We start from the raw sequence: 15,593 nt of genomic DNA on the forward strand, positions 1-15,593 counted from the left end.
GCGCGAGGGCGCGCTGACCATGGCGGCTGAACGAAACAACACGTTGGACCTGCTTCGCATTGTCGCGTTTTGCGGCGTCGTGGCGCTTCATACGGTCAGCCCCGATGGGCCGCTTTCGGCGGGTCTGAACATCGCGTCCCGCTTCGGCGTGCCGTTCTTCTTTGCGGTGGCAGGGTTTTTTTCGCTCCGCGCGGGCCGGGCGAAGCTGCGCAGGCGGTTGGCGCATGTGGCTCGCATCGCGCTGGCCGCTGTCGCGCTGTATGCGGTGACGACGATGGTGGGCCTTACGCCCAGCTTCGAGGCGTGCTGCGGTGGCGCCGATTACCCGATGCTGGGCTCTGTGCTGTGGAACTTCTTTGTTTGGAACGCGTATCCGCCCGCCTATCCACTTTGGTTCCTGTTTGCGCTGCTCTACGTCTACTTCGTTTGGATGCTGCTGTGCGAGCGCCCCGGTGGGATGCGACTCTTCTGCGTCTGCGGCGCGTGCCTGCTGGCGGCGCGCGTGGCAGTGGGGGAGATTGGCGGTTTCATAGCCCCGTTGAGCGATCCCATGCGTTCCTGGCTGTTGACAGGCATCCCCTCGTTTGCGTTGGGGTTGCTGCTGCGGCAGCACCAGGACAAGCTGGCATCTTGGAGCACGGGATTTGACGCGCTTATGGTGACTGCCGGGGCGGTATGCGCCGTCATGGAGGCGGCGACGTTTGGCTTGCAGGAGTTGTATGTCGGAACGGTCATCGTCGTGACTGGCGTGTTCGCCGCCGCGTTGCGCCATCCATGTGCAGCCGACGCTCGTGGCTGGTTTGCCGCCTTGCGCTGTGGGGAAACCAGCATGATCGCCTATGTGGTCCACTATGCCGTGATCATGCTGCTCATGCGGTGGCAGGCGTCCACCGAGATGATCCGCTTCTTGGCTACCTGTTCCGCTTCGTTACTTGTGGGATTTGTTATCGCTGCGAACGCGGGGGCACTGAGGCGACGGCGCGCCTAAGCGCCTGCTCCGCGCTGTGCGCGGCGGCCTGCCAGGAATATTCGGTGCGCACCTTGTCGCATACCTTGGTGCCCTGCACGTGCGTGGCAGCTCGATGGCGTGCGGCATGACTCAAGGCTTCTGCGATTGCCGCGGCGTCATCTGTGGGGAGCAGCATGCCCAGCGTGTCATCGGTGATCAGCTCGGGTGCCACGCCCACCGCCGTCACGGCGGCGGGCGTTTCACATGCCGCCGCCTCAAGCAGCACGGCGCCAAATCCTTCCGAGCGCGATGGCAGGCAGAGCAGATCTGCTTGCAGGAGCAGGGCGGCGACGTCAGCCTTGTCGAGCGGGCCCAGCAGTCTTACGTTGGGCGGCGCGATGCGTTCCAGCTCGCCGCGCAAGGGTCCGTCGCCCGCCAACGCGATCATGCAATCAACCTGTTGCTCGTGGAGCATCCGGGCGGCTTCAACAAGCTGCGACACGCCTTTTTCAGGCACCAGACGTCCCACAAAGGCCACCAGGAGCTGTTCGGGCCGTGCGGCGCAATCGTGCCGGAAATCACGCGTCGAGGTTGTGTCGCGAAAGGCGTCGGCATCGATGGCGTTAGGGATTACGCCGCGGGCTTCAATGCCAAAGGTGCGCAGCCATGCGCAACTTTTTTGCGACACGCCGTAGCATGCGGGGCGCGTCGCCTTGATAACGGCGGTGATGGCATGCTCATAGAGTTTAATGGCGGTGTCGAGCATCGGGTTGCCCAAGGTGAGATACGCCGATCCGTGATCGAGCACCACGGGCGTCAACCCTTTGCTGCGCGCATAGCGCGCCCCCTGCACCGAGTGCGGGTAGAACCGGGTGTTGACCAGCACGCCGTCGCAGGGCAGCTGTTCAAGCTGTTGCCAGAGCTGGCGAAACCGCGCATTGCGACGGGGCAGCGGCAGCCTGCCGCCCAACAGGTCGTGGCAGGGCAGGCGAACCACCGTGACGCCGCCGTCGCGCTCGACATCGTCCACGCCTGCGACATTGCTGGTCACCACGGTCACGCGATGCCCGGCTGCGGCCAATTCACGCGCAATGTGCTCCGTGAAGTTTTCGACGCCGCCAATGCTTGGCCGATACAGTGCGGAAAAAATGACGTAATGCATGACTGCCTTTCACCTCGCTATCCGTATTGTAGCGAGCCGGCGACGGCCTCTGGCGGTCATGGCGGCGGCGTCATGGGATCGACCGTTTATCGGGAGCGCGACGGCCGGTGTTTGCTATCGTAGGGGTGGGAGGTGGCAGTTATGAAAACGCTGCGTGTGCTTACGGTGTCGTTGCTGAGTCTCCTATGGGCAGCCTTGGTGGTCGCCTGTCCGCGTGCCGCGCTCGCCGAGGCGTTTGATCGTGCGGCGGCGACCGATTTCGCACAGCTCGAGGCATCTCCGTCCAGCGTGCAGCTGGGGGCATCGGTCGATATCATCCCGCAGCTTGTGGGGGACGCTGCGGGGTGCCGCTTCAATTACGTATGGAACTACGAGGACGCGTGGTCCGACTGGTCTTCAACGGTGCTGGAGACGGGCGATGAGACCAACGAGGCGACATGGGTCTTTACGCCCTCACGGGCGGGTTGGTATCGCATCTATGTCGATGTGATCACGCCCGACGGCGTCAAAACGACGAAGTCTGTGGATGTGGGCGTTTCATATCCCTATGACGTCAACGGCATGCAGGTGAGCGCCTCTTCGATTGCGCTCGGCGAATCGGTGACCGTGACGCCCGATGTTGTGGGCGATGCGGGCGGCGTGCGATACAACTATGTGTGGCAGCGCGGCGACACATGGGATGAATGGGGGTCGACGGTCAAGGACACCGGTGACACCACGGCGTCTACCTCTTGGACGTTCACACCGTCGAAAAGCGGGCTCTATCATCTTGCGCTCGATTTCTACCACCTCGACGGCGTCAAGCAGACGCTGACGACGGATGTGCGCGTTGCGTCGGGCTGGAGCTGCGAGGGCATACGCCTTGCGGCGCCTGAGCGCATCGTGACGGGCTCGTCGGTGACCTATGCATGCCCCGCTGTGGGCGAGGCGGCCTCGTATGTGCGGTTCAACTATGTATGGCAACGCGACAACTGGGCGGAGTGGTCTTCGACACTGCTTGAGACCGGAGACTATACGGCCGACGTCGACCAGGTGTTTGCTGTGCCGCGAAGCGGCTATTATGTGCTGTATGTCGATGTCTACGACACGCGATCCGGCGAGGTGGCGACGTATGAGCGGGCATTCACGGCACATCCGACCAACTATATGATTGCCGGCGCCACGCGCGGCGCCGTGGTGTCGTGGCTGGCGGGACACCAGGGCGGCTACTATATGGGCACACCCTACTGTTGGACCGTGCGCCCCAGCGATTGCACTTATCCGGTTGGCAGTCCCCGTTGGGATGGTTTTACCGGCATGAACTGCGCCGGGTTTGTTGCGCATGCGTATCAAAGCTGTGGCGCCAACCTTGCGGCAATCACGGCGGCAACCCCCTTCATTCCCGCGGGAATGGGGACCAACGGCGAATACGTCAACGCATGGCGCTGGTACGGCTACGCCATCTCATCCGGCGCGACAACCTATACGTATGACTCGGTCGCCGCGTTGTTGGCCGACGGCAAGGCGGAAAAGGGCAACCTGCTGTTCTTCTATCCGCTGAATCTAGCTACGACCGACTGTCACCTTGGGTTCTTCTGGGGCGACAATCCCCATCAGAACCTGATGTGGCATTCCGATCCTTATGGCAACCGCTTGTCAGACATCGTGAATGTCGCCGGTCCGTCACGCATCATGCTGATCAAGGGCGTGCCGACCGACTGATAGCGTTCGCACCCATGGTCGCGACTACGCAACAACGACGATGACCGGCCGGCACGGCGACGGCGCCGTTCACGGGGTCGGGTGGCGGCGCCATGGCGGCGCAGTATGATGGATCCACAGCATGTCGGTCGACCCGTTTTGACGGTTTGACGGGAGGGAATGCCCATGCGGTGGAAGCGTTTGACGCGTTGGTGCCTCGGCTTGTTGGTCGCATTGGCGGGGATGGGGGCGCTGCCCACAACGCCTGCGTATGCGGAAGACCAAGTCCGCCTTGAAACTGTTGGCGATTGGAGCGTGTCGGCACTCCAGCTGTCTTCGGAGGGGGACGCGCTTACGACTTCGGTGCCCTGGGGCCAGGAGATTGACGTGCGTTTGGTGTTGGAGCCGGGAAGCGACAATGCCGGTTTGCGGTACAACTTTGGCTGGCGTTTCGGCGACACGTGGGACGAGTGGGATTCCTTGGCGCTCCACGGAGCAGAACAAGCGGATGCCACATGGTCGTTTAGGCCCACCAAAGTGGGGCGCTACTATGTGTTTGCCGACGCCATAGCCCCCGACGGTCGCAAAGAGACGCTCGATGCCACTATCGAAGTCGATAAGGGGTGGAGCTTCGATGGCCTGGCGCTCGACAAGACGTCGCCGCAATACGTGGACACGGACCTCACGCTTTCTGTTCAAGTGTCGGGCGTGCGCTCAAAGGCCGTCGTGTTCAACTATGTGTGGCAGCGCGACAATTGGGCTGACTGGTCGTCTACGGTGAAAGAGACCGGCGAGCATGTGACAGAGCGTTCTCACACGTACACCTTCACCCACAGTGGCGACTACACCCTCTACGTTGACTGCCACGATCAAGAGACGGGGCAGACGTGGACATACGAGCAGGATTTCCGCGTCAACAAGACATGGAATCTCGAGCGCTTGGATCTGTCGTACGAGACGCCGCTCTACATCGGCGGGGGCGTGTATGGCACGGCGGTCGTCTCGGGAGATACCGCGGGGCTGAAATACAACTTCGTGTGGGAGCGTGACGGTTGGGCCGATTGGAATTCAAACCTTCGCGCAGGCTCCTATACAAGCTCGTCGACGATGTCGTGGGTGCCGATTGCGGTTTCGGGCACCTATTCGTTCGCCGTCGATGTCGTCGATGCGCACGGGGAGCAGCAGACCGTCAGTGTGGGTGGCGTCGTAGTCGGTTCTCCCGTTCGTGATCGCATGACGAGCATGGCGCAGGGCTATGCGAGCAACACCTCGTGGCTCATCATGATCGACACCACCAATAACTACCTGGGTATTTATCGAGGTGGTCGAGGGGCGTGGAACCTCGATCGGTTCTGGATCTGCTCAACGGGCGCCCCGGCGACGCCGACGGTGCTGGGAGAGTATACCGTCAAGGCGAAGGGCTATTCGTTCGGCCATGGCTACACCTGCTACTACTACACGCAGTTCTACGGTGACTACCTCATTCATTCTGTGAAGTACTATCAAGGGACGTTCAATGTGCTCGACGGGCGTATGGGCATGAATATATCCGAGGGATGTATTCGCCTTCCCATCGACCAGGCAAAGTGGATTTGGGACAATGTGCCCACGGGCACCAAGGTGGTGACCTATCGGTGACGCGATTCCGGTGATAGGTGGGCGGCATGCAAGACAACGCGACGGCGACTGCTGATCGGCCATCGGCCGCCCCTCGTCACTTGTTGGTCACGGGCGGGTGCGGTTTTATCGGTTCCAACTTCGTGCGGCTGGTCGTTCTCGAACATCCCGACACGAGGGTCACGGTGCTCGACAAGTTGACCTATGCGGGCAACCCGTACAATCTTGCAGGATTGCCGACGGATCGCGTCGAGCTGGTGGTGGGGGACATCTGTGATCAGCAGGTGGTCGATCGGCTTGTCGAGCGATCCGACGCGGTGGTGAACTTTGCCGCCGAGAGTCACAACGACAACGCGATCGCCGACCCGCAACCATGCATGAGGACGAACGTGCAGGGAACATTTTGCCTGCTTGAGGCATGTCGTCGCCACGATGTCCGCTTCCACCATATCTCGACCGATGAGGTGTTTGGCGATCTGGCGCTCGACGATCCCGCCCGGTTCACCGAGGCGTCTCCCTATTGTCCCTTGAGCCCCTATGCCAGCAGCAAGGCGTCTGCCGACATGTTGGTGCGGGCATGGGTTCGAACGTATGGGGTTCGGGCGACGATCTCCAATTGCTCCAATAACTATGGGCCGTATCAACACGTTGAGAAGTTCATTCCCCGCGCGGTGACGAGTGTGCTCGCCGGCGTGCGGCCAAAGCTGTACGGAGATGGCCGCAATGTGCGCGACTGGATCCATGTCGATGACCATTGCCGTGCCATCTGGGTCATTCTGACGCATGGCCGTTTGGGTGAGACGTATCTCGTCGGAGCCGATGGGGAGCGAAGCAATATCGAGGTGTTGCATACCATCCTGCGTCTCATGGGGCGTGACGAGGATGCGTTCGATTGGGTGCGCGACCGGCCGGGGCACGACCGCCGCTATGCGCTCGATGCCGGGAAGCTGCGGCGCGAGCTGGGGTGGAAGCCAAAGCACACCGATTTCGCAGAAGGGCTCTCCCAAACCATTGCATGGTATCGCGAGCACGAAGCGTGGTGGCGTCTCGCGAAGGTTGCGACTGAAGCGACCTATGCCAAACGGGGCCAATAGAAACTGCGCGCGTCGCTGATTACCTCGGCAGGCGTTTGTGCGAAGCCGACTTCATAGGCGCCAACCAGCTTCCGGCAAGGCAGATGAGCAACGGGGCGGTGTAGATGAGCGGCGTCGCATATCGCGAGTCATACATGGGCGAGAGCATGATGCTGGCAATGCAGAGCAGCACCGGGATGAACACGGGAAGCCAGCGGGGCGCGTGGCGCACGCAGATCCAAAACGCCAGCGCGGGGATCCACAGACAATAGGTGACGCCCCACAGCACGATGTTGAGGACGGGCGTGGCGGCGATGGCGTTGAACAGGTTCGTTGCCGCATCGCGCCAACCTGCGAGCGCATCGGGCTGGTAGAGCAGGGGGTTGCCGCCGTTTTCCATATCCCAGGTGATCTGCTCCAGAAAGACCGTCCCGCCAGGGGCGACAAAGCCCGTGGTCATGGCGATCATGGCCTGCAGGTACGTGGTGGGGTGGCGAAGACCTTCGACGAGCCAGGTTTTTGCATACGCCACCCACGCGTCACGAGAGGCATCTTGCACGTAGGCGTATTTCACGGGGTCTGCCCATTTGGGGGAATACCGATCCGCCAGCGTGTCGTAGACCAGCACGTCGTCGATAGCCTGACGCTCTTCATCGCTCAGCTCGTTTTCGTGAAGCGAGACATAGCGCGCCGTCATTTGGAAAGGCGTCCCCATGATTTCTTGCTTTCCTCCGGGAACAACGTTCAGGAGGGGGAATACGACGGCAGGCAGGAGCACCCAAATGAGTGCGCCGGGAATGGCGGCCTGCAGCAGGCAACGGAGGCGCGAACCGCGATAAATGAGCGCAAAGAGCACCATGCTGCCCACCACGATGTAGACGCCCGTCTTTTTGGTGAGAGCGAGCAGGGAGCCCAGCACGATGCTCATGATGAGGAAGCGCCGTTTACCAAGGACCTTGCCGCGTGTTCTCACTATCTCGATGATGAATACAAACCAGACAATGTAGATGCCCGAGAACAGCATGTCTTTGAGCACCGTTGAGGCGTAGTTTCCAAAAATGGGAATGAGGCAGACGAATACATAGGCACCGATGCAGAGCGGACGCGGCGTACCGATGGATCGAAGGTAGGCGAAGGCATAGGAGAACGCGATGGCCGTACCGATCGACTGCAAGACGGCGACGGCAAAGACGCCAACGTTCCATGTCCCGAACAGCTGGTGGCTCACCCAGCCGAACGCGCCGTAAATGAGTGTGTCAAACAGCGGATGGTGATCGGAAAACTGGGCGCCCTCCACAGGCACGTTCGGTACAGACCACACGCCGATGCTCACCGGATCGCCATGCGGATACACCTGCGTGATCTGGTAGTACGTGTCATAGTTCATGGAGCCGGGATAAAACGCGATGATCCAGAAGGCCCAAAAGAGCAGGAGGATGCCCGCAAACAGCAAGACGCTTTTGGTGCTGCGCCGGGGGATGAACCGGTCGAGCATGGAGACGTCTGCGGCATGGGATCCCGCTGCTGCGACACGGCGCGCCACCATGCCCAGCAGCAGATCGCCCGCGAGGAGAGCGACGGCGGCGACAGGCGTGAACACCAGCGAGCGCACGAGCATGTCGCCTGTGGTGAGATCCGTCCATCCGTTCGCCATGAGTGCGCTTCCCATGACGCCCAAGATGGCAAGCAGCCATGAAAGCGCAAGGAACAGCAACGCCTTTCCCACGGTCGCCGGACGGATTCTGTTTAACGTAATACCGTGTTCAGCCATATGGTGCCCTTAGTGTCGAGTGAGCCTAGTCCATCGCTATGGTACACATTCTTGTGAGACGGTTCTAGGTGGAACGAGGGGTTATTGCTGTTTCGACTCGTTGTACGCTTGGTAACGTGCCTGCCCGCTGGTGTAGACTGAATGCCCAGGGAAGAGGGGAGAAAGCCGTATGTGGGTTCAATTTGCCATTGCTGCCGCCTTGGGCGCATGTGTACTGTATCTTCCTGGTTTGATTCAGCTCTGGCGCACCGCCTTGCCGCGCAAATACCTGGTGGCGTTTGCTCCGCTTCTGTCCGTATTTGAGCTGGCCGCTGTGGGAACCGTATGCGGCCTTGCGGGGATACGCGTTTCCGGGCTGGTCTTGCTTGCTGTCCTCGCGGTGCTCTCAATAGGCATCGCCTTGGTTTTGTTTGCTGCGATGCGAACTGCTTCCCGCCACACGTGGTCGAAATGGGATGTGATCAACCAAGGCCTATATGTGGTCATGGGTGTTGCGGTGACCACGCTGCTCTTTATTCGGCCGCTCGATGGCGCAGACTCTTTTGCGCAAATGTTCGATAACGCCTTTCACCTCAACCTGATGTCCTCCTTTGTCGAGACCGGTAGCTTTTCGGTAGCTCAAGCAACCCAGTATCCCTCCGACACGCTCGTGCCGTTTGGCGATCTCGCGTTTTATCCGGCGGCGTGGCATATTCTGACAGCTGCGGTGGCCGACGTGCTTCATGTCTCGCTGGCTTTGGCGGAGAATGCGATCAATGTCGTGCTGGTCGCATGCGTCTTCCCCCTCAGCATGTATACCTTTGTGGACAGGTTGTTTGGTGACAGGGCGCGCATTCATATTTGCGCTGCGTTGTGTACCCTGGCGTTCACGGCGTTTCCTTGGGGGCCGCTTGCGTATGGGCCGCAGTACCCCAATTTCGCCGCGTTTGTTTTGTTGCCTGCGGCAATGTCCTGCTTTATCTCTCTTTTCACCCAGCAGGGTGGGCGCGCGGCCTATGGTGTCGTATTCGTCTTTGCTTGCTGTTCGCTCGTTTGCTTACAACCCAATGCGATCTTCACGGCAGCGGTGATTCTCACGCCGTGGTGCATGCTTCGTATGTATCGCGTGGTGTTGGAGGTCAAGGAGAAGCGGTCACTTGCGTTGGGCGCCGCCGGTGCCTTCTTTGTTTTCGTCGCTTTGATTTGGGTGGTTTGCCAGCATCTGCCGGTCTTTACGGATGTGGTTGATTATGCCTGGTCGACGTATGCCACGCCATTCCAAGCGATTATGGACTATCTCGATCTTGGCTATCGCAACACCGTTGCGCAGGTGTTGCTTGCCTTGATTGTGTTCGCCGGTATCGTTCGCGTATTGAATATGCGCACCCACCGTTGGTTGCTTGGCGCCTACGGATACTTCTGCTTGGGATATCTTTTGAGCGGCGCGCTTGAGGGAGGACCCTTTGGCACGTTGATCACGGGATTTTGGTACAACGACATTGATCGCATTGCATCGGGTGCGGTCCTTGTCATGATCCCCCTTGCTGCATGTGGTCTCGATGGCCTTGCGGCTGCTGTTGCCGGGGCGTTAAGTGGCAATCGTGGACGTGCGTGCTCCGTGCCGGCATACGTGTGTTGCGCGGGGGCAATGATGTTTGCCGTATATCTGCCGAACTTCATTTTGGCTGGTCAAGGAGATGTGGTCACATCGTTTGGGAGGCGATATGAGCGCTTTGTCGAGCTGGCGACCGTTCATTCCCTCACCGACGACGAGGAGGCGTTTCTTGCAGAATGCAAGCAGGTTGTGGGGGATGCCGTTGTGGCCAACAATCCCTACGACGGCAGCGTGTACGCGTATATGACCCATGGCATCAACCTCTTGAACAGACATTACTTTGCCCAAGATGACGAAGCACACGACCTGATCAACAATCGTCTTGACGAGCTGTCAGCGGCGGAAGATGTTCGAAATGCGGCGCAGACGGAACAGGTGGCGTATGTTGTTCAGCTTGATGCTCCGGGCCTTACGGGTGACCACAGCGTATACCAGCCGTTCGGCACCGACCAGACATCGGTGGATGGCGGGTGGGGCGGCCTCATGAGAATAAATGACACCACGCCGGGGTTTGAGGTGGTGCTGAGCAGCGGCGACATGAGGTTGTATCGAGTTGTCGCATAGCTCATCATGCCGGCACATGCGCCGTCAGCATGGCGTCGACGTGCTAGACAATCTCATACAGCCGTCGGTCGCCTTCTGAAAGCAGGCATTTCAGACCAGGGGTGGTGCCGTCGATGCTGTTGATGCCAAGCCATTTTTGGCGCCAGTAATAGCCGTAGTAGCAGCGATAGGGCGTATTTTGTCCACCGAGGTCAAGCACGAGTATATACTTGATATTCGCCTCTTTGAGCACCTCTTGCACATGTGTGTTGCTTGCCAGCTCGTTGATGTGCGTCCGCAGCAGCCCGGCGTATGACGGCTCCGTTTCTAGGGTCTCGGCCGCCGAGCGCCGATAACACAGGTTGAGCCCTTCAAGGGGGTAGCCAAAGGGGCTGCCGTCGTCGGCGCAGTTATAGATTTGGTAGGAGGGGTCGACGACCTCGGCAACCTTGTGCAGGAATGCGCGCTCGGCCGGATCGAGCGTGTTGTTTCGTTTGACGTCATTACCGGCCATGAGGCAGAACTCAATGTTGCCAAAGGGTGTCGTTGTTTGATCGTTCCAGGCCTCGTTGACGGACCGGTAGAGCATGAGGCCGGTCGGGACGAGCGCGAGCAAGCAGGCGCAGGCGCTGCCAACCATGCCGATACCGGCTCCCTTTCGAAGCGCCGCGATGCCACGGATGAGCGCTCGCACCACGGCGGTGGCACCGGCTACGGCAAGTTGCAGGGCGCTGAGCGCGACCAGAATGGCAATACGGTAGGGATCGGTGTACCAGAAGCCTGTGAGGAGATGTTCAAGTTCGCCGTCCGTCGCGCCGCAGACTACGAAGAGCGCGCACGACAGGAGCCACGAGGCAACAAGCCAACGCCGGCCGGGCTGACGAAGCTGCGTGAATGCACCCACGATCACCAAGAGGCCCAACCCCCACTGCGGAAAGTCTTCTATGCGCAACGAGAGTGAGAGGCAGGCAACCAGCGCCCCGGGAATGTCCGTGAAAGGATCCCAGTCAAATTGGACGATGGATTGGAGCGGGGGAAGACGATACGCGACGTACCACAGAGCGGCGACCGCAAACGTGAAGACAGCTCCTGCGAGCAGGGCATGCCAGCGATTCCAACGTTGCGCGCATGCCCGCCCGAGGCGGCTTAAGCAGAAGGGGTAGAGCAACACGGCGGCAGAGAAGATCACATTGGGATGTGCAAGCGTACACGCGATGGCGCCGGCGAGCAGCATGAGGAGCATCGCGGCATATTGCTGCGGCGTGTAGTGGTTGTCGACCAGTTTGATGAAAAGGGCGCAGAGGGCGGGAAGCATGCAGAAGCCGATGAAATTCGCATAGAGCGGTCCCGCTGCCGGATACAGCGCCCCCCAGGGGAAGGCGGTGAAGGCCAGGCAGAGCAAAGCTCCGCACACCAACGGCGTGCGCTCGCCGCGGAACACGGTTGTGAGCAAGGCAAACGCCGATGTGGGGAAGACCAAGGCGAGCAAGACGAAGTTCACGGCGTTGACCGCAACGGGAATGGAGACGTTGAGCGCGCTGACGACCATCGCGCAGAGGCAGTGCCATGCTGCCGGATAGAAGCTTGCGGCAGTGTCAACCAGGGGAAGCGTGATGGCTTGCGCATCGGGGTACAGCGTGGCATGCAACGATGAGTAGTTGCCCGACTCCACGAATGCCTGAATGAGGGAGAGGTGGAAGGTGTTATCACTGTCCTGCACAAAGGAGGTGGGGCCGTCGAGCGGGATGATGAAAAACCGTACGGCAACTACGGTGCTTACAACGCAGAACGTTGCCCAAAGACCAACATGGAGCGCGTCCGTGGCGCGCCGCTGCTTGTCGCGATTGCTTCCCTGCCGAGATTGCGTCGCATGGTCGCGTCGGCGTTTGAGCAGTGCCGACGCGAGCAAGCAGAGCGCGGCGATACCAAGGAACGGCGCCACGAGCGATGCGCAGGACGCGGGCACCCCTGCCGCTCCATAGATGATTGCCAGCACACAATAGGCAAAAAGGGAGACCATGGGTGCATAGAGCACGGCATTGAGCGGGCGTACGCGAAGACCGGAAAGAAGCAGGCCGCCCGGTAGGAACAGAAGCAAGGCTGTGCACAGGGCGGCAGCGCAAAGCTCAAGCCATGTCATGTGAAGGTCACCTTTCCGATCAAATGATGCAGCAAAATGATATCAAGACTCATGGTGCGGCGTTCTGCAGGTGCAAGGGGCCTAGGTAGACGCGGCCGCCCCGTCGATCGGAGCAGCCGCGCGATGTGACAATGCCCTACTGCAGGAGCCGCTCAGCGTCCCAAAAGGCGGCTCAGCTTCTTTGCGATTCGCCATCGAAGTGTTCCCGTGGGGAAGAGGCGATGGACAAGATCGGTTCGATCGGCAGTCGGAGGTTGGGGGGCGACGCCGGCGCGCAGGATGGTTTCATATACCTTGCTGCCGCGGGCGGCCTGCCAGAACAGCCAGTTGTGGCTGTATTCGACATCGGCATGAGGGACACCGGGCTCTTCGAACGAGACGCACAACGGGTCGCTTGCCGCCTTCCAGGCCGCCACCGACTCCGAAGGGGACCAGGTTGCCGTGTCGACCACGTGCAACGAGGGGCACGCGAGGTCGAACGGCAGCGTCTCGCATGCCAGCTTGACCAGCGAAAGGCTTTGGCGAACAGCCTTGTCAAGGCCGTCGACAGCGGGAGCATGCGTCTGACACGCAGCGATGGCGCCTTGTGCGGTGTGCTGCGCACGAGCAGTGGCCGCATCGACAACGCATACCGCGGGATCGCAGTACACTGGTGCCTCCGCTGCGGCGAGATAACTCTCCTGTTGCGCGCGGCGCGGCGGCTTGTTGAGCTCGCGTTCCAGTTTGAGTGCGCGCAGGGCGGCGTAAGCGCCGCGAGACACAGCGAGCAGACGGGCGGGGTCGTCGTTGAACAGCACGGTGTCACACACCCAGATGGCCTTGGCATTCGCGTGGGGGAAGAGCCACGGCGAGAGTTCGGGCATGTGCTCCGCGATGGTGTGGTCGTCGACCGGAGGCAACGAGCCGGGTCGTTGCAGAGCCGGCCAGATAATCTGGTCGATCGCCACGTTGCCCGGCAGGGCGCGCATGCCGGCGAGTGCGCGTGAGAACGCGCAGCGGTTGTCCGTGATGACATGTACGCGGTAGGTAGCGCCCGGCGACACGGCCTGCGCCAGCGCATCGAGGCAGACCGACAGCGCTTCGGGGGCCTGATCATGCCATTGCCAGTAGATCGTGATGCCGTCATCGCTTGGCGCGGGAAGCGCGGCGCTCGTGGTCTCAAAGAACACCATGGGGAGCTCAGTAATAACGGGGGAGCCGATGCGCTGCTGGTGAGCGACAAACACGCTGAAGAGGATTTCACCCAGATAGCCGCAAATGCGTCGCTGCGTTGCCGTGAGTCCCGCGTAGTCCTTCTGTTGGTCGAACGCAAGGAGAACGTCAAACTCGAAGGCGCAGAGCACATCAAACAACGCTCGCTTCATGATGAAGCAGTTGTAGCCGCGATAGTGATAGCCATCAAGGTAGCGCTTGAGATCATCGAGATAGTCGGGCTGGCGTTCCGCCACGATTGCGACAAGCTTGTCCACGTCCTCTTGCGCCAGCAGCCCGTACGAGATCATGTGCGACGCGACGGTTTGCTGGGGCCCGCACGGCGTCGGGGCGTTTCGTACATCCCAGAGCGGCGGGACGATCATGTCGCATGCCGTCGCCGCTTGCTTGATGGCGTCGGTGTCATCGAGGTGGAAGAGCGAGAACGCCTCCTGCGACATCTGTGGATATTCCATTTGCAGATGGTCGTTCGCCGGGTGGCTCTGGCCGTCAAAGGCGAAGAAGCGACGATAGTGGCACTGTCCCACGTAGTCGGCATCGAGGTTCTTCCAACCCCAGTATTGCCCGCTCAGCTCGCAAAACGTGAAGTTTCGGTCGGAGATGTGGTCGCCCTCGTTGTCTGGCTGCATGCCGGCGAGTGGCTCCTTTGCCTGCGCGGCGCCCACATGGACGGGCAGATAGACCTCCGATTCGGGGAGCATCACATCTTTGTGGCAGGAGACGAGGATCTTGATGGTGGGATCGTTGCTCATAGCAACCTACCGTGCATCCGACGAGACGGCATGGAGGGCAAAGCGATCCTTGTGGTCAAGATAATACTTCACCATCTCTTTAGTTTGAGGGCCATAACCAAGATGGCCGGCAACGCTGTTTTCGCTGACGATCATGGCGCGACCGGTGAAACAGGCGTAATGGCAGATGTGCTCCTCGTCATCGCCAAGACCATACTCGCTGCCCACAAAAGTGAGCGGGAAACGACCAAAGTCCTCCCACGCCTCGCGGGTGAACAGGATGGCACCGATGCTGTAGCGGGTTGGGCAAACGGTAAACGAAAGTTTCTCCTGCGAGAAGCGTTCAGTGAGCGCGTCGACGTCGCGCAACATGGGCTGGGTATCTCCCCACATGTAGCGAGCCACGCGGGCATCTTCGATAATGGCCTTGTTGTGGTGCAAGCCGTCGGTGATTTTCATGTCGGTAAGCCCGGTAGCGCGAAAGTCTTCGATGAGTCCGCACTTCTCGAGCAGCCGCAGGTGGCCGTAGCAGCTCACATTGATAAGGGGAGAAACAAACGCCGGAAGGTAGAAGCTGTCATCGACGACGAGACGATAGGTGTCCTTGAGCGCCGTGAAGAAGTTTTTCGAGATGAACATGTCCTCGTCAAGCTTATAGATCCACTTTGCATGAGGATGCTCTTCAATGGTTATGTTCTGGATGAGTGAAAGGTGATTTACGGTGGTCGAGAGATACGACCAACCATACTTCTCGGCGAGGTTCTGAAGCTTTTGGTTCTTAAGGCCGCTCGTCATGATGCAGATGTCTAGATCCGCGGGCGCGTAAGCGGCAATTCGTCCGAACACATCGTCCCACAGGTCCTCTTTATATCCAGCGAGGATAATGCAGAGGTTTTCGCTTCCGGAGCTGCGGTCAATAAATTCGTGCTCGGTGGAAAGCGGCTCGCGAGACGATTTTTCTTCCCTGAGCACGCGACGAGCGGTTAGAAAGGCATGGCCCATCCTGTTGCCGTCGATGGTGTCATACAGCGAATCTTTCAGAGACATAAGACTCCTCAGGCGTCGTGGTGGCGTTCAGTTCTCATTTGTCGACGCAATCGGCTTCGATAATGCGTACCTAT

Annotated in this window: 10 protein-coding genes; 5 read left to right on the forward strand and 5 right to left on the reverse strand. The window is 60.1% G+C overall.

The features are described from left to right. Positions 1–19 precede the first annotated feature (19 nt). Positions 20–988, forward strand: a complete 969-nt coding sequence (locus H6A15_RS00175; RefSeq protein WP_204671086.1) for an acyltransferase family protein — start codon at positions 20–22, stop codon at positions 986–988. Here H6A15_RS00175 and H6A15_RS00180 read toward each other — a convergent pair. Continuing rightward, positions 945–2,111, reverse strand: a complete 1,167-nt coding sequence (locus tag H6A15_RS00180; RefSeq protein ID WP_204671088.1) for a glycosyltransferase family 4 protein — start codon at positions 2,109–2,111, stop codon at positions 945–947. The two genes, H6A15_RS00175 and H6A15_RS00180, sit on opposite strands and share 44 nt — an antisense overlap. 141 nt (positions 2,112–2,252) lie before the next feature. On the opposite strand from H6A15_RS00180, the gene H6A15_RS00185 reads away from it, so the two are divergent. The 3 genes from H6A15_RS00185 (at position 2,253) to rfbB (ending at position 6,502) form a co-directional block, all read left to right on the forward strand. Continuing rightward, a complete protein-coding gene (locus H6A15_RS00185; protein WP_204671091.1) occupies positions 2,253–3,812 on the forward strand; it encodes a hypothetical protein in 1,560 nt (519 codons plus the stop codon). Positions 3,813–4,106: 294 nt separating this feature from the next. Next, the gene (locus H6A15_RS10625; RefSeq protein ID WP_204671093.1) at positions 4,107–5,429 is read left to right on the forward strand and encodes a L,D-transpeptidase family protein; all 1,323 of its coding nucleotides are present in this window, start codon (positions 4,107–4,109) and stop codon (positions 5,427–5,429) included. Positions 5,430–5,455: 26 nt separating this feature from the next. Further along, complete coding sequence (gene rfbB / locus H6A15_RS00195) at positions 5,456–6,502, forward strand: dTDP-glucose 4,6-dehydratase (protein WP_204671095.1); 1,047 nt, start codon at positions 5,456–5,458, stop codon at positions 6,500–6,502. Positions 6,503–6,521: 19 nt separating this feature from the next. Here rfbB and H6A15_RS00200 read toward each other — a convergent pair whose 3' ends face one another. After that, complete coding sequence (locus tag H6A15_RS00200) at positions 6,522–8,252, reverse strand: DUF6020 family protein (protein WP_204671097.1); 1,731 nt, start codon at positions 8,250–8,252, stop codon at positions 6,522–6,524. A 169-nt stretch (positions 8,253–8,421) separates the two neighbouring features. On the opposite strand from H6A15_RS00200, the gene H6A15_RS00205 reads away from it, so the two are divergent. Further along, the gene (locus H6A15_RS00205; protein WP_204671099.1) at positions 8,422–10,410 is read left to right on the forward strand and encodes a DUF6541 family protein; all 1,989 of its coding nucleotides are present in this window, start codon (positions 8,422–8,424) and stop codon (positions 10,408–10,410) included. Between the two features lie 43 nt (positions 10,411–10,453). Here the strand turns inward: H6A15_RS00205 and H6A15_RS00210 are convergent, their stop codons facing one another. From H6A15_RS00210 to H6A15_RS00220, 3 genes are all read right to left on the reverse strand, one after another. After that, positions 10,454–12,529, reverse strand: coding sequence for a DUF6541 family protein (locus tag H6A15_RS00210; protein WP_204671100.1), 2,076 nt, complete (start codon positions 12,527–12,529; stop codon positions 10,454–10,456). A 152-nt stretch (positions 12,530–12,681) separates the two neighbouring features. Next, positions 12,682–14,493: a DUF4422 domain-containing protein gene (locus tag H6A15_RS00215; protein WP_204671102.1), complete on the reverse strand. Its 1,812-nt coding sequence runs from the start codon at positions 14,491–14,493 to the stop codon at positions 12,682–12,684. A 6-nt stretch (positions 14,494–14,499) separates the two neighbouring features. Beyond that, positions 14,500–15,519 (reverse strand): hypothetical protein, encoded by a 1,020-nt coding sequence (locus H6A15_RS00220; protein ID WP_204671104.1) that lies wholly within the window; start codon positions 15,517–15,519, stop codon positions 14,500–14,502. Positions 15,520–15,593 lie beyond the last annotated feature (74 nt).

It is taken from the genome of Enorma phocaeensis, from assembly GCF_016901575.1.
GTDB classification, from domain to species: Bacteria; Actinomycetota; Coriobacteriia; order Coriobacteriales; family Coriobacteriaceae; genus Limicola; species Limicola phocaeensis_A.